16 protein-coding genes, 1 rRNA gene and 1 pseudogene are annotated in these 17,276 nt (G+C 37.0%); 14 read left to right on the forward strand and 4 right to left on the reverse strand.

All coding sequences use genetic code 11. The features are described 5' to 3' along the window. Positions 1-43: 43 nt before the first annotated feature. Positions 44-1,207: a radical SAM/CxCxxxxC motif protein YfkAB gene (gene yfkAB, locus C7N65_RS09660; RefSeq protein WP_105994275.1), complete on the reverse strand. Its 1,164-nt coding sequence runs from the start codon at positions 1,205-1,207 to the stop codon at positions 44-46. Between the two features lie 174 nt (positions 1,208-1,381). On the opposite strand from yfkAB, the gene C7N65_RS12555 reads away from it, so the two are divergent. The 7 genes and pseudogenes from C7N65_RS12555 (at position 1,382) to C7N65_RS09690 (ending at position 6,867) form a co-directional block, all read left to right on the forward strand. Further along, positions 1,382-1,549, forward strand: a complete 168-nt coding sequence (locus C7N65_RS12555; RefSeq protein ID WP_162912128.1) for an SE1561 family protein — start codon at positions 1,382-1,384, stop codon at positions 1,547-1,549. Positions 1,550-1,664: 115 nt separating this feature from the next. Continuing rightward, a complete protein-coding gene (locus C7N65_RS09665) occupies positions 1,665-2,192 on the forward strand; it encodes a type 1 glutamine amidotransferase domain-containing protein (protein WP_105994276.1) in 528 nt (175 codons plus the stop codon). Positions 2,193-2,371: 179 nt separating this feature from the next. Next, positions 2,372-3,184, forward strand: coding sequence for a monofunctional peptidoglycan glycosyltransferase SgtB (gene sgtB / locus C7N65_RS09670; RefSeq protein ID WP_105994277.1), 813 nt, complete (start codon positions 2,372-2,374; stop codon positions 3,182-3,184). 182 nt (positions 3,185-3,366) lie between these two features. Continuing rightward, positions 3,367-4,170, forward strand: coding sequence for a recombination regulator RecX (gene recX / locus C7N65_RS09675; protein WP_105994278.1), 804 nt, complete (start codon positions 3,367-3,369; stop codon positions 4,168-4,170). Next, positions 4,163-4,478: pseudogene (locus C7N65_RS09680) on the forward strand (YfhH family protein). Before recX ends, C7N65_RS09680 begins: the two are co-directional and overlap by 8 nt. Before the next feature lie 15 nt (positions 4,479-4,493). Then, on the forward strand, positions 4,494-6,017 hold the full coding sequence (locus C7N65_RS09685; protein ID WP_105994279.1) for an ATP-binding cassette domain-containing protein: 1,524 nt from the start codon (positions 4,494-4,496) through the stop codon (positions 6,015-6,017). A 10-nt stretch (positions 6,018-6,027) separates the two neighbouring features. Beyond that, positions 6,028-6,867 (forward strand): hypothetical protein, encoded by an 840-nt coding sequence (locus C7N65_RS09690; protein ID WP_105994280.1) that lies wholly within the window; start codon positions 6,028-6,030, stop codon positions 6,865-6,867. A 65-nt stretch (positions 6,868-6,932) separates the two neighbouring features. Here the strand turns inward: C7N65_RS09690 and C7N65_RS09695 are convergent, their stop codons facing one another. Further along, positions 6,933-7,916, reverse strand: coding sequence for a metal-dependent hydrolase (locus C7N65_RS09695; RefSeq protein WP_105994281.1), 984 nt, complete (start codon positions 7,914-7,916; stop codon positions 6,933-6,935). A gap of 118 nt (positions 7,917-8,034) precedes the next feature. Between C7N65_RS09695 and mutY the strand changes: the two genes are divergently transcribed. The 3 genes from mutY to C7N65_RS09710 all read left to right on the forward strand — a co-directional run bounded on the left by mutY (position 8,035) and on the right by C7N65_RS09710 (position 11,594). Next, a complete protein-coding gene (mutY, locus tag C7N65_RS09700) occupies positions 8,035-9,081 on the forward strand; it encodes an A/G-specific adenine glycosylase (protein ID WP_105994282.1) in 1,047 nt (348 codons plus the stop codon). A 72-nt stretch (positions 9,082-9,153) separates the two neighbouring features. Further along, positions 9,154-9,696 (forward strand): DUF402 domain-containing protein, encoded by a 543-nt coding sequence (locus tag C7N65_RS09705; protein WP_105994283.1) that lies wholly within the window; start codon positions 9,154-9,156, stop codon positions 9,694-9,696. Between the two features lie 161 nt (positions 9,697-9,857). After that, positions 9,858-11,594 carry an ABC transporter ATP-binding protein gene (locus C7N65_RS09710; RefSeq protein ID WP_105994284.1) on the forward strand — a complete coding sequence of 579 codons (1,737 nt, stop codon included), beginning with the start codon at positions 9,858-9,860 and terminating at the stop codon, positions 11,592-11,594. Between the two features lie 49 nt (positions 11,595-11,643). Here the strand turns inward: C7N65_RS09710 and C7N65_RS09715 are convergent, their stop codons facing one another. Continuing rightward, complete coding sequence (locus C7N65_RS09715; RefSeq protein ID WP_105994285.1) at positions 11,644-12,744, reverse strand: FUSC family protein; 1,101 nt, start codon at positions 12,742-12,744, stop codon at positions 11,644-11,646. A 110-nt stretch (positions 12,745-12,854) separates the two neighbouring features. Beyond that, entirely contained in the window at positions 12,855-14,144 is a 1,290-nt protein-coding gene (locus C7N65_RS09720) for a glutamate-1-semialdehyde 2,1-aminomutase (protein ID WP_105994286.1), read from the reverse strand. An 81-nt stretch (positions 14,145-14,225) separates the two neighbouring features. Between C7N65_RS09720 and bcp the strand changes: the two genes are divergently transcribed. The 4 genes from bcp to C7N65_RS09740 form a co-directional block, all read left to right on the forward strand. Beyond that, positions 14,226-14,681, forward strand: coding sequence for a thioredoxin-dependent thiol peroxidase (gene bcp, locus C7N65_RS09725; RefSeq protein WP_105994287.1), 456 nt, complete (start codon positions 14,226-14,228; stop codon positions 14,679-14,681). Positions 14,682-14,686: 5 nt separating this feature from the next. Then, positions 14,687-15,637, forward strand: a complete 951-nt coding sequence (locus tag C7N65_RS09730; protein ID WP_199790680.1) for a phosphoglycerate dehydrogenase — start codon at positions 14,687-14,689, stop codon at positions 15,635-15,637. A gap of 93 nt (positions 15,638-15,730) precedes the next feature. Continuing rightward, complete coding sequence (gene perR / locus C7N65_RS09735; RefSeq protein WP_105994289.1) at positions 15,731-16,183, forward strand: peroxide-responsive transcriptional repressor PerR; 453 nt, start codon at positions 15,731-15,733, stop codon at positions 16,181-16,183. Positions 16,184-16,842: 659 nt separating this feature from the next. Beyond that, positions 16,843-17,276, forward strand: a 16S ribosomal RNA gene (locus tag C7N65_RS09740); the annotation flags it as partial.

The following is a 17,276-nucleotide window of genomic DNA, read 5'->3' on the forward strand; positions in this document are numbered from 1 at the left end:
GTTTATTTTTATAGCTGTTAAAGGTTATTGTGCAAAGTTTATTTTATAATTGATAACCTTCAGCTTTGAATTTCTGATGCATTTTCTTTTCATTTTCACGAAAATCTGTATCAGGATAATACATATTTTTCACAAGTAAGTTAGGGCCTAAGCAATGGACAGGACTGCAGTGGCAGTTTAAGCTTTGTGCTAAGTCAGAAGCCAGCCACTTATCAAATACATCAGTTAAACGATCTGTTTTGATATTTGAAATAGAACCAGTCTCGTCACCGAAGTCTGTCACAATGACATCTCCTGTGAAGACATTGACATTTAATCGGCTGCGGCCGTCAGGGTCGTTGCGCAATGTCACATTTTTTGCTGAATGCAGCTGATTGAACAATTGTTTGTCGTCTTCATCTAACATACATGGATAAATCGGCAATGTACCAAATAACATCCATACAGATTCATCGCGTATTTCTAATAAATAACGGATGGTATCTTTGATTTCTTGCAGACTCAATACGTTTAATTCGCTCGCGAAGTCAGAAGGGTACATCGGATGAATTTCATGTCTGCTGCATTTCATGTCGTTGACTACTTCACGATGGATTTTTTCAAGGTAAGGTTTAGTGTTTTGGTTCAGCATTGTTTCAGCTGATACAAACATTCCTTGTTCAGATAATGTACGCGCATTATCAATCATTTGTTCATAAAGTTTCAATTTTGCTTTAAGCGGCGGTTGTTTTTCCATAGCGCCGAAACCGACATTCGCAAATTCATCTGTAGTGCCCCAGTTATGCGAAATATGCATCACATCTATGTATTCAGCAATATCTAAATAACGATCTTGAGGCAGCGTCAAGTTGGAATTCATTTGCGTATAAATACCGCGCTGATCTGCATATTTAAGTAATGGTTTAACGACATTTCGAATAGATTTTTTAGAAAACATCGGTTCACCGCCGGTAATAGACAATGTTCGCAAGTTTGGAATTTCGTCTAAGCGGCGAAAGATCAAGTCCATCGGCAATGGGTCAGGGTCTTTTGTTTGCAGTGTGTAACCTACAGCACAGTGGCTGCAGCGCATATTGCATAAGTTTGTTGTTGTAAACTCGATATTGCTTAATGCCAAGCTGCCGAATGCTTCGACATCGTTATATGCCTCCCATGGATCATTTTGAATTGTAATCGGCTTTTTCGTTTGAGTAGTTGGGCCAATCATTAGTTTTGCCTTCTTTCTATTGAATGTATTTCCTATTAAAAAAGGGGTAATGTGAAGTGGAAGTGCTAGTTCCCAAAATATTTTAGTCATTTCATATTATTAATACTCTAGTGAATTTTGTCAATTGCATGTTAAGATATTATTATATTTTTAAAAAAGGAGATTACCATGAATATGAGTGAAAATGATTTAATCAGCAACGTCAAAACAAGATTATCTGAATTTGTAGAGGAAATCGATCATGTAGATCCTGATAAAGTAAGCGTTGAAGATGTAGATGAGTGGATTGGTTTATTAGACCAATTAGAAGAAAAAGTGAAATTGTATCAACGCGAAAAATAAAGCCTATTGCGGTGCTATGTTTAAACTTTGCGGCTTTCGTCTATACAATATATATAATCGATGAAAACGAAAATGATAAATATATTATTGTTAATTAGAGAAAGGTGATTAAATAATGACACAACCCGTAGCAATTATTTTAGGTAACGACTTTGAAGATATTGAATTAACAAGTCCAAAAGAAGCTATCGAAGAAGCAGGCTACAAAACAGTTATTGTCGGATCTGAAGAAGGCGAAGAACTTGTCGGTAAACATGGTACAAAAGCAAAAGCAAATGTCGGCATTGCAGAAGCTGACCCAAGCGATTATTCAGGTCTATTAATCCCTGGCGGATTCTCACCAGACCATCTTCGCGGAGATGTAGAAGGCAGATTTGGTACATTTGCTAAAGCATTTATCAAAGAAGACGACCCAATCTTTGCAATTTGCCACGGTCCTCAAGTATTAATCGATACTGACGACTTAAACGGCCGTACGTTAACTGCAGTATTAAACGTACGCAAAGACTTGGACAACGCAGGCGCAACTGTTAAAGATGAATCTGTTGTAATTGATAAAAACTTAGTAACAAGCCGTACGCCTGATGATTTAGATGACTTCAACAAAGCAATTGTTGACACTTTAAAGAAAAATGATGAGTAATAAATAAATTTTTGCCGGGGCAGTTGAAGCTGCCTCGGTTTTTTTACATAAATTGCCTCATTTCTGGCTACTACTCAAGACTGATTTTGATTAAAATCGTATAATTCTTATTTCATATCAAGCGTTTCTCAATTATAATATGTGTGAATTACAAAAAATATGATTGAGGAGATCTGTGTATGAAACGAAGCGAAAGGCTGTCTAGATCTAATCACGATTCTAGAAATGGCACACAGAATACACCCCATTATAATACTTATTATCAACCCGTAGGCACACCGCCGAGGAAGAGAAAAAGCAAAGGGTTATTTTTAAAAATTTTATTAGGACTGATTATCATCATTGCACTGTTCTTAGGTGCGATGTATGCATTATCTTCTCGTGCAAATGTCGAAGATTTAAAAACAATTGAAAATAAATCCACATTCGTACCGATTAATGATATGCCTGAATACACCAAAGGTGCATTTATCGCAATGGAAGATGAGCGCTTTTATGATCATGGCGCATTTGATGTCAAAGGTATTTTCAGAGCCTTGTTTACGACACTCAGCGATCAATCGGTACAAGGCGGCAGTACCATCAGCCAGCAAGTTGTTAAAAATTATTATTATGGAAATGAACAAAGTTTCACCAGAAAAGTAAAAGAAATTTTAGTAGCCAGCCGTATGGAACGGACGTATTCGAAAGAAGAAATATTGAGTTTTTACGTCAATAATATTTATTTCGGCGATAACCAATATACGGTTGAAAGTGCCGCAAACCATTATTTCGGTACAACGACAGTTAAGAATAGTCAACACATGCCGACCATTTCTGTACTGCAAAGTGCAATTTTAGCAAGTAAAATCAATGCACCGAGCGTATATGATGTCAACAACATGTCGCAAAATTATATCAATCGCGTCAAAATCAATTTAGAGAAAATGAAGCAACAAGGCTACATCAACGATGAACAATATAAAACGGCACTCGCACAATTAGGTGTCTGAATTTCGGCAACCGGATAATATCATCCGGATTGCCTTTTTTAATATGAAATGAAGTTTTGTTAGGACAAGTGAAGATTTCATTTTCTTTGTTATACAAGGGGTATAACGCTATAAATGTGACCGTATTTGTTTTACAATAAAGGACGAATACTTTTAACAACGTACAGAAATGAGGTGAGACAATGCCTAAGATTACTATGATTGAAGTTCAAAAGAAAAATAAAGAACGCTTCAACTTATTTTTAGATGGTGCCTTTGAAATGGGTATTGATATGGATACTTTGGTGCATTTTAATTTGAAAAAAGGTGATGTCCTCACCGCAGAAGATATGATGCATATTCAAAAATATGAACATTACCGTTTAGGTCTGCATCATGCTGTTGCTTATCTGTCTTACCGCAAAAGAACAGAACAAGAAGTTGTGCAGCATTTGGAAAAACACGAAATCAATGAAACAGCGATTGCAGAAGTCATTGCCTATTGTCATAAAGAAGGCTATATCGATCATGAAGATTATGCGGAGAGCTTAAAAAACACTATGATCCGCACCACAGACAAAGGACCGGAAATCTATAAGCAAAAACTATATAAAGCCGGCATTGAAAAAGCGTTGATTGAAGATTACGGGGAACGCTACGAACAAGAACAGCCGCTTGAGGATATTATTGCGCTTGCGGATAAGCTGATGCATCAGAAAAAAGGACCAATGAAACGCCGTTCAGATAAAGTGAAACAATCACTGCTTCAAAAGGGCTATTCATTCGAGATTGTCAATGAAGCGATGCAAGCATTGGATTTCGAACCGGATGCGGATGAAGTTGATACATTGCTTCAAAAGGAATTAGAAAAGGTATATCGAAAGAACGAACGCAAATACAGCGGACAGCAGCTTGTTATGAAAACGACAGAAGCACTTCTCAGAAAAGGCTATGAGTATGATACAATTAAAGATAAATTAAGAGAAAGCGGGATTAGTGATGACTGAGAAAAGTTTAAGCGATATGACAAAAAGCGAAATTTTAAATGAAATACAAAAGTATAAAGAAAAGATGCGTAAAGCAGAAATGAATGGAATCTTAAATGAGTATGATGTTTACCGTACAAAAGTCATCATAGCTGAAAGTTATTTAGTAGATAAAGATAAAATTGAATTCGGTAAAATTTATGAATTGAATGACGGTACCAAACGTTATATGCGTGTAGATCGTTTTAAAGGTGTCTTTGCTTGGGGGAAAAATCCTGCACAGCGGGCAAAGCGAACAAGGCATCCCAGTCGCATTATTAAAACTTTAGAAGGATGTAGGTTAAATGGCGAGTTCAATTGTATTAAAATTACTGAATATCACACACTATTATCGAAAAAAGAATAGAAAAAAATGGTATCTCCCATATGGTTATGATGCTGAAGATATTGAGTTGAACAATGTCTCTTTGCACCTTTATCAAGGAGAGTCGCTTGGAATTATCGGAGAACCGGGCGCTTCAAAAACGTTAATCGGCAGAATTTTAGCAGGTGAAGTCAAACCGGATAAGGGGCGTATCAAACGTAACGGCAGTTTATATTTCGGGGATATTGAAGATAAACATCTGCACGAAGAAACGGTTTCAGCCTTTGTTCAAAATGCAGTCGAATTATTTACATACTCGGTAAACGAACATAAAGTGGAACAAATATTGCGTTATGCGGATTTGTTTGAAGTGAAAGATAAAGTTGTTTATCAACTAACCGATCAGCAATATGCCCAGCTTATCGTCAGCTTGGCACGTACTTCAAAAGCAGACATTATCATTTTCAACCATGTTTTGCATTATTTAGACGAAGCCTTTTTGAAAAAAGCCTCTAAGTTATCGCAAGACTACATAGATGATGAAAAGACCATGATTACAATCGATGATAATCTGAATGTGATTCAAACGATATGCAACTATGCAGTGTGGATTTCACATGGCCAATTACGTATGGAAGGACCGTTGAGCAGAGTCTTGCCTGCGTTCAAAGAACATGAACGTGATCGTCAATCGTTAAAAACAGAAGAGGAAAAAGCACATTTTGATGTGGATTGGAAAAAGAAACGTACACGCATTCCGGAAATGACTTATAACTTTAAGCGTGTAGAACGGTACAAACATGCGAAACCGACACCTTTCTTAGCGCGTGTTATAGGGTGGAGTATTGTTTTATTAGTCGGTTTCGTGTTCATGGCTGTGCTGTTATTCAATAATTTAGGTATTGTCCATTTTGCACAGAATACGGAACAAAGCAAATTGCAATCGAATCAAAAAGGTGTCTTCAACGAAACTTTAACGTATGGCCTAGTGACCAAAAATAATTTGGAAGTCAAAGGGGAAGGCAATACAAAGCTCAACCTGCCGAAATATGCGTTTGTGACAATCGTTGGGGAAAATGATAATAACTATAAAATTGTCGTCGATGACAAAGAATATGTAACAGGTAAAAATAAACTGTATCATTTCAATCCGGCAGCGCTTTATGAACGCCACAGCAAATCAACATTAGAAGATTATATGAAGGACAATTATATCAACTATGTGGATTTCTATAACAGCCATATCGGCCAATCACATAAGAAAGCAGTTAAAAGTTTAGTGCCTGAAAAGGATCAGCGTTTTGTCGCACCTGTCACGCAGCAGCCGGTGGATTTACTGTTTAATGATTCCGATCATTTAACAGGATTTGTATTCCCGATTGTTGAAAAAGATAAATTGAAAGATAAATTCGGAATTCAAGGCGATTACTGGGTAACGAAATCAGGTAAAGGCTACTTCATTGCGGACATGAAAGACAATAAATGGATTTATATAGAATTGTAGGTGAGACGAAATGTTAGATAAAATTATAAATTTTTACTATAGCTTGCCTCAAATGCTGAGACATTTAAGCGGCAGTTTGAAGCGGAATTGGAAATGGTTTGTTATACCGTTGGGCTGTTCCATAATATTATTGCTTTTGATGCTGCTGATGTTGAAGCTTAATAATTCGACAGAAGAAACACAAGCCGTATGGTATTACCGCTATATTGGTTTCATCACATTATCTTGGACACTTGTCACATTGTACTTTAATACGATGCGTTATCGCAGAGATTATTATGAGTATAAGAACTTTGATTATGTCACATCGTTTAAAAGTATTATCTATACTGTTATTTTCTCAATCGGTTTATTGCTTTCAATTGGGCTTGTCGTACTTGTAAAACCTGTGAATTTAGACAGTTCATTTTGGGCCATCGGTTTCTATTGGGTAATGTGGATGTTGTTTGTTATCTTGGTTTCTCAAGTGTTGGGATTAATCCGTATGATCAGCAAGTACAAAGTATTCGATATAACGATGTATGTTTGTTTTGCGGTGATGTTCTTTATCGTGCCGATTATCTTCATACCGACTGAACATAAGACATGGTGGATGCATATTCTTATGTTGAATCCGTTGTTTTACTTAGTGTCTGGAATTGAAGAAGCGGTGATTATCGGTATTAACAGTTTAGGCAATATTCCATATCACTTTTTCTTTATTGTCTGGTTAGGTATTTGGAGTCTGTTGCTTTATATTTTAAGACCGCATATTGCTTATGAAAAATTCAGAATGACAACGCATCGTTCGATTCATTTGAAAAATACAGCAGAACCTGACAAGGTAAAAGCAAATAATTTCGATCATTAAGAGAGATTGAATATAAAAACGAGAATGAAAATGTCGTTTGAACATTTTCATTCTCGTTATTTTCTTTAGTGTGCATAAAGTTTTTTCATTAATTTCTGTTCGCTGAAGACCCAGCCTGTATAAGAATGTGTAATCTCTAAGTTTTTATCTAAATGTACAATGGCCACAAAAGAATAGTGGTCTTTATTGAGATAGCGCAAGTCAATAAAGCGGACTTCTTGGATGTTATCGCTTAATTGGCGCGTATCCCATCTGTAAATAGATGAAAAGTTTAGAAAGGCTTTGACATTCGGATCATTGCGCAGTACACGCATTAATGATTCTTCTGGGAAAGGCTGGCGTTTTACTTTGTCCGCAAAGACTACGTTTGTTCCGTAACTGCGGCCCACATAGTCATGTGTTTCTGTTTGTACAGCGACACGCCATTCCATAAATTTCATAGTAGGTGCCACAAACACTTTGACGAGATGTGCTTTATCTTGACTGCTGACCATACGCAATACACGTTTTTTGATAGACGCTCGGAAGATAAAGCGTACAATGTAATAAATCACCAAGATGATAAAGATTGGAATATACACTAAAAATGCATTAAATCCTAATGCCCAGAATACAATACCGAGACACCATAAGATAAAGATGTATGGGTCGAATGTATTGATGACACTTAATTGTATCCACTTGTTTGAAAACGGCCGCAATGCTTGAGTCCCGTATGAGTTGAATATATCCACAAACACATGCAGGAAGACCGCAAGTTGTGCCCATAGCCAGATATGCAGCGGATTAATATGACTGAAGAATGTGAAGACCAGCAAGGTTATCAAAATCGGCCATAAAATTGTGAAAGGGATTGAATGTGTTATTCCTCTATGATTAGATATATAAGCAGCGTTATTTTTCAATTTTAATACAGTATCACTGTCAGGAATCAATGAACCGGCGATTAAAGTCGTCGCTGCTGCACCGAATTGATCTGACAGGGCAGGGTCATGCATCGCTAATGCTGTTAGGCCGATACCCATGACGATATGTGTTCCTGTATCCATAATAGTTCACTCATTTCAAATATTCTTACATATAGTATAAAACATATTACGTAATAACAAAATAAATCCAACTGAAATATATGAGTTAAAAGCAAATAAAAAGGAGCGTCTAAAAGATATGCTGGACCAGAATTCATTTAAAAAAGACTTGCTTTCATGGTTTGATGAAAACCAAAGAGCTATGCCATGGCGCGAAACTACGAATCCTTATTATATTTGGATCAGCGAAGTCATGCTGCAGCAGACACAAGTGAAAACAGTCATTGATTATTATCATCGCTTTACAGAACGATTCCCGACAGTAGCGGATTTAAGTGATGCCCATCAAGACGAAGTATTGAAGTATTGGGAAGGACTCGGTTATTACAGCCGTGCACGCAACTTCCATCATGCCATCCAAGAAGTACAAACGAAATATAACGGCCAAGTTCCGAGCAATCCTGAGTTGTTCAAGCAGCTTAAAGGTGTCGGACCGTACACACAAGCTGCTGTGATGAGTATTGCTTTCGACTTGCCGCTGCCGACCGTAGACGGCAATGTCTTTCGTGTATGGTCGCGTTTGAATAATGACTTCAGTGATACAACTAAACAGTCAGTAAGAAAGAAATTCGAGGACGAATTGCGGCCGTATGTTGCGACACAAGCAGGACAATTCAACCAAGCCATGATGGAATTAGGTGCTTTAATCTGCACTCCTAAATCACCGCTTTGTTTATTATGTCCGGTGCAATCGCATTGTGCAGCATTAGAACAAGGTACAGTTGATGACTTGCCGGTGAAAACAAAGAAAATCAAAAAGAAAACAATACATCAAAACTGTTATGTCATTAAAAATCAGCAAGGTGAATTATTGATTGAGCAGCGGACAGAAAAGCTGTTGAATGGTATGTGGGAATTTCCGATGTATGAAGCAGCGCATAGCGAAGAAGATGTTTATGATTTATTAAAACAAGATGTTTCAATCAGTGAAGCACCGATTTTTAAATTGAAGCATCAGTTTACACACTTAACATGGGATATTAAAGTGTTCAGTGTAGATGATACGATTGATGCAGACCAAGTTGAATTAGCAGAGAACTTCACATGGATGAAGTTAGAAGACAGAGATCAATTTAATTTCCCAGCGTCCATGCATAAAGTGTTAGATGCGTTAGAATCTAAGTAGTCTTATCTGAGATTAAAATAGCGTTATGTTATAATTGAGAATGTGAAAAAAAGCCAGGAGGAGGTGTGGAACATGGTAAAAGAGTCCATACCGAAAGAAGGAGAACGTATTAAAATTCAAAGTTACAAGCACGATGGCAACATTCATAGAGTTTGGTCCGAAACAACTATTTTAAAAGGGACAGACCATGTTGTGATTGGAGGCAATGACCACACACTTGTGACTGAAAGCGATGGCCGTACATGGATTACGCGAGAACCTGCGATTGTTTATTTTCATTCGGAGTATTGGTTCAATGTAATCTGTATGTTCAGAGAAGATGGTGTTTATTATTATTGCAACCTCTCTTCGCCGTTTGTGTGTGATGTTGAGGCATTGAAATATATTGATTATGATTTGGATATTAAAGTCTATCCGAACGGCAAATATCATTTGCTGGATGAAGATGAGTATCAGCAGCATATGCAGCAAATGAATTATCCAAAAGATATTGATGCGATTTTACGCAGAAACGTTGATATTTTACAGCAATGGATTGAACAAAAGAAAGGACCGTTTGCGCCTGATTTTATTAAAGTCTGGAGAGATCGGTATAAAAAATTAAGACAAGGCTAGTCAGTAAAGCAGATTGCTTTATTACAGCTTGTGCTTTTAATTATAATAGCTATGGTATGAATAATAAGGGTTGTACGAGGCGCGGACATTGCTTGAAAAAATGTCTCGCCTCGTTGATTTATTTGTTTTCATAAAAGAAGAGAAAGGGAGGATTTGCCTCAATGATACGCAGGTATATACAGTTTGTTAAACCGTATAAATGGCGGATAGCTGCAACCATCATTATCGGTATCATTAAATTCGGTATCCCTATGTTGATTCCATTATTAATCAAATATGTGATTGATGATGTTATTAACAACCAAAATATGAATGTCAGTGATAAGCTGAGTCATTTAGGAATTGCAATCGGGATAGCCTTCTTAATATTTGCTGTCATTCGTCCGCCTATTGAATACATGCGCCAATATTTAGCGCAGTGGACGAGTAACAAAATATTATACGATATTCGTAAGCGGCTTTACGATCATTTACAAGCTTTAAGTGCACGATTTTATGCCAACAATAAAGCAGGGGAAGTTATTTCTCGTGTGATTAACGATGTTGAGCAGACTAAAGACTTTATTTTAACGGGTCTGATGAACATATGGCTGGACTGTGTGACGATTATTATCGCATTGTCTATTATGTTCTTCTTAGATGTTAAATTAACACTCGCTGCCATGGTCATTTTCCCGTTCTACATTTTAACGGTATATTATTTCTTTGGCAGATTGCGCGGATTAACGCGTCAAAGATCACAAGCTTTAGCTGAAGTACAAGGTTTCTTGCATGAGCGTGTGCAAGGAATTTCTGTCATCAAAAGTTTTGCGATTGAAGAAAACGAAGCAAAGAACTTCGATAAGAAAAACAGCAACTTCTTGCATCGTGCGTTCAAACATACACGCTGGAACGCGTATTCGTTTGCGGCTATTAATACAGTGACTGACTTAGGGCCTATCATTGTTATTGGTGTCGGCGGTTACTTAGCAGTAACTGGTTCAATTACTGTCGGTACTTTAGCAGCCTTTGTCGGCTATTTAGAACAACTTTTCGGACCTTTACGCCGTTTAGTTTCATCCTTTACAACACTGACACAAAGTTTTGCGTCTATGGACCGTGTGTTCAACTTATTAGATGAAAAATATGATGTGAAAGATGAAGCGAATGCAAAACCGATTAATATCACAGAAGGCAATATTTCATTGAATCATGTGTCATTCAGATATAATCCGCATGCACCTAAAGTGCTGGATGATATTAATCTTAATGTACATCATGGCGAAACGGTTGCCTTTGTCGGTATGTCAGGTGGAGGGAAATCAACGCTCATCAATTTAATCCCTCGTTTCTATGATGCGACTGAAGGTACGATAGCGATAGATGGGCATAATGTAAAAGACTTTATGTTATCTAGTTTAAGGGATCAAATCGGCCTTGTTCAGCAAGATAACATTTTATTCTCAGATACTATTAGAGAAAATATTCTATTAGGGAAACCTGGTGCTAGTGAAGAAGAAGTGGTCGAAGCTGCTAAACTTGCAAATGCACATGAATTCATCATGAGCTTGCCTGAGGGTTATGAAACAGAAGTAGGGGAACGCGGTGTGAAATTATCAGGCGGCCAAAAACAACGTATATCCTTAGCACGTATCTTCTTAAATAACCCGCCGATTATTATCCTTGATGAAGCAACAAGTGCATTGGACTTAGAAAGTGAAGCTATTATACAAGAAGCGTTGGCACACTTAAGCGAAAATAGAACAACATTGATTGTAGCGCACCGTTTATCTACTATTACACATGCGGATAAGATTGTAGTAGTTGAAAACGGACAAATTATTGAAACTGGTACACACCAAGAATTATTAGCAAAACAAGGTGCCTATCATCATCTATATACAATTCAAGATTTATAATAAGAAAGAGCAGAAGCTGTCTCCTTATGAGACAACTCCTGCTCTATTTTTATAAGTCTAAATCTTCATCATCGATTTCAATGTTCGAATCATCTTGGTGATATTCAAAATAACTCATTACTAGACGATCTAAATGCTCTAAATCATAACTGAACTCTTCAATAGAAGAGATAATCTGCATGACATTTGAAATAGAGTATTCGGATGTGCCGGGATGCTCATGCAATTCATTTTTAAATGCATCCAAGAGTTCGATTTTTTGCGGTATGTCAATGGGTGCTTGGAAATTCTCAAAGTCATATCTTGCTTTTTGCGCAATGCTGAACATAATTTGATCATAAGAATTCATTAAATCATCAAGCTCAAATTTAATTTGAAGTTTAAGTTTATCGCTCATGTTGTGCAAGTCGTTTTGGAAGCGGTGCATGCGACGCAAAACATCGTATGCACTTTTTGTCGTCAGGACAACTTGCTTAAAGACAATCTTCTTTCTGTTTAGTTCAAATGCATTCTTTTTTAAGAAAGTACGCTCTTCTTTATAATAATCAAAGAGCTGCTGCAAGTTATTCAAACGTTTCTTAATGCTTTTAGTATCTTCTTTTACATGGTAAAACTCAGTCGTATCATTAATTACTAATTTAATCCAAATGAAGATGTCAGATGCGACATTCATTGAATTATAGTAGAGCTTTGTTTCATATTTCGGCGGGAAGAAAGCAACGTTGACAATAAACGCACTTGAAACACCGATCATTACTAATACGAAACGATAAAACGCAGAAGCATAGAAATTACCAGTCTCTCCGCCTTGCCCCATAATAATTAAAGCTGTAACAGTAGCCAGTGTAGCCACGTGCTGGAGCTTTAATTGGAAGAGCAAAGCAATCAGCACGATAACTGTGGCACCCATAATAATGATAGTATCACCGAAGATACTAACCATGGAGACGGATAGAAATGCACCGATTAAGTTACCTTGAAACTGTTCTTTGATTGTTTTGTATGAGCGGAATACGCTCGGCTGCATTGCAACAACTGCCCCGATTCCTGCAACTGTAGGAATACCCGCACTTTTAGGCAAAAATGACGCAATTAACATTGCCAGGACAATAGCAATACCAGTTTTAAAAATTCTTGCACCTAATTTCAAATTGTTGTGCTCCTTTATTCCTGTTTATGCACATTTATTCTCAGTTTTAATGGCAACTGAAAACAAATCGTATAATAAAGTTATACATTGAATTTGAATGATTTTCAAGTTTATTTCATTTGAGAGAAAGCATAATCAGCAGCACGTAATGTTTCTTCGATATCTTCATCTGTATGCTCAGTTGTTAAGAACCATGCTTCGAATTTAGATGGAGCTAAATTAATACCTTGGTTCAGCATAAGTTTGAAGAATTTAGCGAATGCTTCGCCGTCTGAGTTTTCAGCTTGTTCGTAATGTGTTACTTTTTCATCAGTAAAGTACATTGTTAATGAACCGTAGACTCTGTTGATAGTAGCTGTAATACCATGTTTTTTAATCAATTCATTTAAACCATCTTCGAGTTTTTTGCCGAGACGATTCAATTCTTCGTATACACCATCTTGTTCTAACACTTCTAATAATGCAATGCCGGCTTTCATTGATAATGGGTTGCCTGCCATTGTACCCGCTTGATATGCAGGTCCGAGCGGTGCGACTTGTTCCATAATATCTTGACGTCCGCCGTATCCGCCGATTGGTAATCCTCCGCCGACAATCTTACCGAAGGCAGTTAAGTCAGGATAGACATTTAATAAGTCTTGTGCTGCCCCATAATGGAAACGAAATGCTGTAATGACTTCATCATAGACAACTAAACCGCCGTATTGATGAGTGATTTCATTGACTTCTTCTAGGAAGCCGGGAAGCGGTTCAACCATACCGAAGTTGCCGATAATCGGTTCTACTAATACTGCTGCAATTTGATCGCCCCAATGTTCCATTGCTTCTTTATAGGCTTCGATGTCATTGAAAGGTACAGTAATAACTTCTTGCGCTACACTTTTTGGTACGCCTGCTGAATCAGGAGATCCTAATTGTGAAGGGCCGCTGCCTGCTGCAACAAGTACTAAATCTGAGTGACCATGATATGAACCAGCAAATTTAATGATTTTATCACGGTTTGTATACGCACGTGCAACACGAATTGTTGTCATCACTGCTTCAGTACCTGAGTTGACGAAACGCATTTTTTCAAGTGAAGGAATGGCTTCGCGTAATTTTTTAGCAAACTCAATTTCTAGTTCGGTCGGCGTACCGAAGAGTACACCTTTCGCTGCTTGCTCTTGAATTGCTTTAGTGATGTGCGGATGTGCGTGACCTGTAATAATCGGTCCGTATGCTTGCAGATAGTCGATATAACGATTGCCATCTACGTCGAATAAATATTGACCTTTACCTTCTTTCATTACTACCGGTGCACCGCCGCCCACTGCTTTAAATGAGCGGGAAGGGGAGTTGACACCGCCTAGGATATATTCATCTGACAAACTTTGAAGTCGTTCGCTTTCAGTAAAATTCATTATTTATCAACCTCTTTTAATTTAATATTTCCGCTTACTATCGTATCATATAATTAACTATAAGAAGAAAAAGGTGAGCATATGTTGAAAAAAGGAGACAAATTCCCTGAATTTGCATTAGAAAATCAAGACGGAGAAGTGATTACTAACGAAACTATCAAAGGAAGAAAAGCAATTCTTTACTTTTATCCTAGAGACAATACACCAGGATGCACAACAGAAGCTTGCGATTTCCGAGACAACATGGCAATGTTCAATGATTTAGATATTGCTGTCTATGGAATCAGCGGAGATTCTAAGAAAAAACACCAAAACTTTATCGCAAAACATGATTTAAACTTCGATTTATTAGTAGACGAAGATTATAAATTGTCTGAAGCAACAGGCGTCTACCAATTGAAGAAAAGTTTCGGTAAAGAATCAATGGGCATTGTAAGAACTACTTTTATCGTTGACGAAGAAGGGGTTATCGACCATGTCATCGAGAAAGTAAAAGTTAAAGAACAAATGGATCAACTAAAAGAAATATTGGGGTGAAGCAAGTGAAGGTTCTTTCATTAAATAGATTAAAAGACTCAGAGCAGTTATTGGAAGAAACTTTTCCAGAAACAGAATTCGTATTTCGTAAGAATGTAGATGAAATCAGCGAAGATGATAAAAAAGATGCAGATATTGTGATCGGATACAGCGGTAAAGCTGATAAAGCTTTCTTTGAAGGTATGCCGAATCTTAAATTTATTGCATGGTATGCTGCGGGTGTGAATAATCTGCCGCTTGAATATCTTGCAGAGCGAGATATTTTATTAACCAATGCATCAGGTATCCACGCAAAACAAATGAGTCAATTTGCGTTTGCATATATTCTAGACGATTACAAACAAATGAGAGTTTCAAGACGCAATCAAGATAATAAGGTATATGATTCTAAAGTAACAGGCAGACGATTAGATGGAGATACTATCCTTCTATTAGGTACAGGCAATATTCCTAAAGAAATTGCTAAACTTGCAAATGCGTTTGAAATGAAAGTGATCGGCATCAATACTACTGGTCATGAAGTAGATGGATTTGATGAGACTTATCCATTAAATGCATTAAATGAGGTTTTGCCTAAAGCAAATATTATCATTAACGTTTTGCCTGAAACTGAAACTACGTATCATTTATTGAAAGCAGAACAATTCGATGCAATGAAAGAGAGTGCATTGTTCATTAACATCGGAAGAGGAACGATTGCTTCCGAAGAAACAATTATTAATGCTTTAAAAGAAGATAAAATCAGACATGCTTATTTAGATGTCTTTGAAAAAGAACCTTTATCAGAGGATAGTCCTTTATATGAACTGGATAATGTAAGTATTACAGCACATATCACAGGCAATGGTAAAGAAAATTTCAATGAAGCATCACAAATATTTATTAGGAATTTCAAACATTTTCTCAATGATGGAGATGTAGTTGAGAATAAGGTTGATTTAACTAAAGGTTATTGATTAAATTAAGTGCAAACATTGACATTTCAGTGCTTCAACCGTTATATTAATATTAAGTAATAATAATTATTAAGTAGAAAGACGGTGGATTAGATGAGTGCAGAAATGGAATCTATTGAGCATCAATTAGAGGACTCTATTGCATCTTTAAGAAATGCCGGAATCAGAATTACACCGCAAAGACAAGCCATTCTAAGATTTTTGATTTCCAGTGAAACTCATCCAACAGCAGATGAAATTTATCAGGCACTGTCACCAGATTTTCCAAACATAAGTGTTGCTACGATATATAATAACTTGCGAGTGTTTAAGAAAACAGGGATTGTCAATGAATTGACTTATGGAGATGCATCTAGTCGCTTTGATTTTAATACGCATAATCATTATCACGTAATCTGCGAAAATTGCGGAAAAATCGTTGATTTTCATTACCCTCAATTACATGAAGTCGAACAGTTAGCACAACATGTAACAGGATTTAAAGTTTCTCATCACAGAATGGAAATTTACGGATTATGCCCAGAATGCCAAGAAAAAGAAGAATAAGAAATTATTACAAGCTGAACAGACCAAATGCGGAATGCATTTGGTCTTTTTACTATATAAGAGGATTTCAGAAGATCAATAAAAAGTATATGCTGCACTTCATATTACAAGAGTATGAAGTGGTGTTAACATGGGAATAATAAAAAATGGTCGAGAAAACGGTAGAATACTAGTATTACTACACACAAAGGGTAAGAGGGCATTAGGTCTATTTACACTTATACGGCAATAGTTGCTGTTGGTTGCAATCGTACGCACATTAAGTAATTTTATACAAATTTTATTAAAGAAATTTATTGACTCTTAACAGAAGACTTGATATGATGAATAGGTCGTTGAAACGGCGCAGTAAATTTAACATTGAGAAGTAAAAGTTTGAATTAAAAACTTTAACAAAGTGTAAATTTTACTATTGAAAATCAACAAAGAACATTATAGAATAGTTATTGTTGAAAAAAACGAAGGCAAACATTCTTTAAAAAATAATTTTAAAAAGTGCTTGACTTCAAAAATGAAAAGCGGTATAATTGATTATTGTAACGCGAAAAAATGAACATTGAAAACTGAATGACAATATGTCAACGTTAATTCCAAATTAACAAACGTTTTAAACGTTTTATAACAAATAGTTTTTATGAGCTAGTCAAACATCATAAATTTTTATGGAGAGTTTGATCCTGGCTCAGGATGAACGCTGGCGGCGTGCCTAATACATGCAAGTCGAGCGAACAGACGAGGAGCTTGCTCCTCTGACGTTAGCGGCGGACGGGTGAGTAACACGTGGGTAACCTACCTATAAGACTGGAATAACTCCGGGAAACCGGGGCTAATGCCGGATAATACATGAAACCGCATGGTTTCATGATGAAAGACGGTTTTGCTGTCACTTATAGATGGACCCGCGGCGTATTAGCTAGTTGGTAAGGTAACGGCTTACCAAGGCAACGATACGTAGCCGACCTGAGAGGGTGATCGGCCACACTGGAACTGAGACACGGTCCAGACTCCTACGGGAGGCAGCAGTAGGGAATCTTCCGCAATGGGCGAAAGCCTGACGGAGCAACGCCGCGTGAGTGATGAAGGTCTTCGGATT

The organism is Staphylococcus simulans, assembly GCF_002994445.1.
Lineage (GTDB): Bacteria > Bacillota > Bacilli > Staphylococcales > Staphylococcaceae > Staphylococcus > Staphylococcus simulans_B.

Excerpts from the sequence above, each read along its gene's own strand:
- yfkAB (WP_105994275.1), bottom strand. The coding sequence starts at position 1,207 with ATGATTGGCCCAACTACTCAAACGAAAAAGCCGATTACAATTCAAAAT.
- C7N65_RS12555 (WP_162912128.1), top strand. The coding sequence starts at position 1,382 with ATGAGTGAAAATGATTTAATCAGCAACGTCAAAACAAGATTATCTGAA.
- C7N65_RS09665 (WP_105994276.1), top strand. The coding sequence starts at position 1,665 with ATGACACAACCCGTAGCAATTATTTTAGGTAACGACTTTGAAGATATT.
- sgtB (WP_105994277.1), top strand. The coding sequence starts at position 2,372 with ATGAAACGAAGCGAAAGGCTGTCTAGATCTAATCACGATTCTAGAAAT.
- recX (WP_105994278.1), top strand. The coding sequence starts at position 3,367 with ATGCCTAAGATTACTATGATTGAAGTTCAAAAGAAAAATAAAGAACGC.
- C7N65_RS09685 (WP_105994279.1), top strand. The coding sequence starts at position 4,494 with ATGGCGAGTTCAATTGTATTAAAATTACTGAATATCACACACTATTAT.
- C7N65_RS09690 (WP_105994280.1), top strand. The coding sequence starts at position 6,028 with ATGTTAGATAAAATTATAAATTTTTACTATAGCTTGCCTCAAATGCTG.
- C7N65_RS09695 (WP_105994281.1), bottom strand. The coding sequence starts at position 7,916 with ATGGATACAGGAACACATATCGTCATGGGTATCGGCCTAACAGCATTA.
- mutY (WP_105994282.1), top strand. The coding sequence starts at position 8,035 with ATGCTGGACCAGAATTCATTTAAAAAAGACTTGCTTTCATGGTTTGAT.
- C7N65_RS09705 (WP_105994283.1), top strand. The coding sequence starts at position 9,154 with ATGGTAAAAGAGTCCATACCGAAAGAAGGAGAACGTATTAAAATTCAA.
- C7N65_RS09710 (WP_105994284.1), top strand. The coding sequence starts at position 9,858 with ATGATACGCAGGTATATACAGTTTGTTAAACCGTATAAATGGCGGATA.
- C7N65_RS09720 (WP_105994286.1), bottom strand. The coding sequence starts at position 14,144 with ATGAATTTTACTGAAAGCGAACGACTTCAAAGTTTGTCAGATGAATAT.
- bcp (WP_105994287.1), top strand. The coding sequence starts at position 14,226 with ATGTTGAAAAAAGGAGACAAATTCCCTGAATTTGCATTAGAAAATCAA.
- perR (WP_105994289.1), top strand. The coding sequence starts at position 15,731 with ATGAGTGCAGAAATGGAATCTATTGAGCATCAATTAGAGGACTCTATT.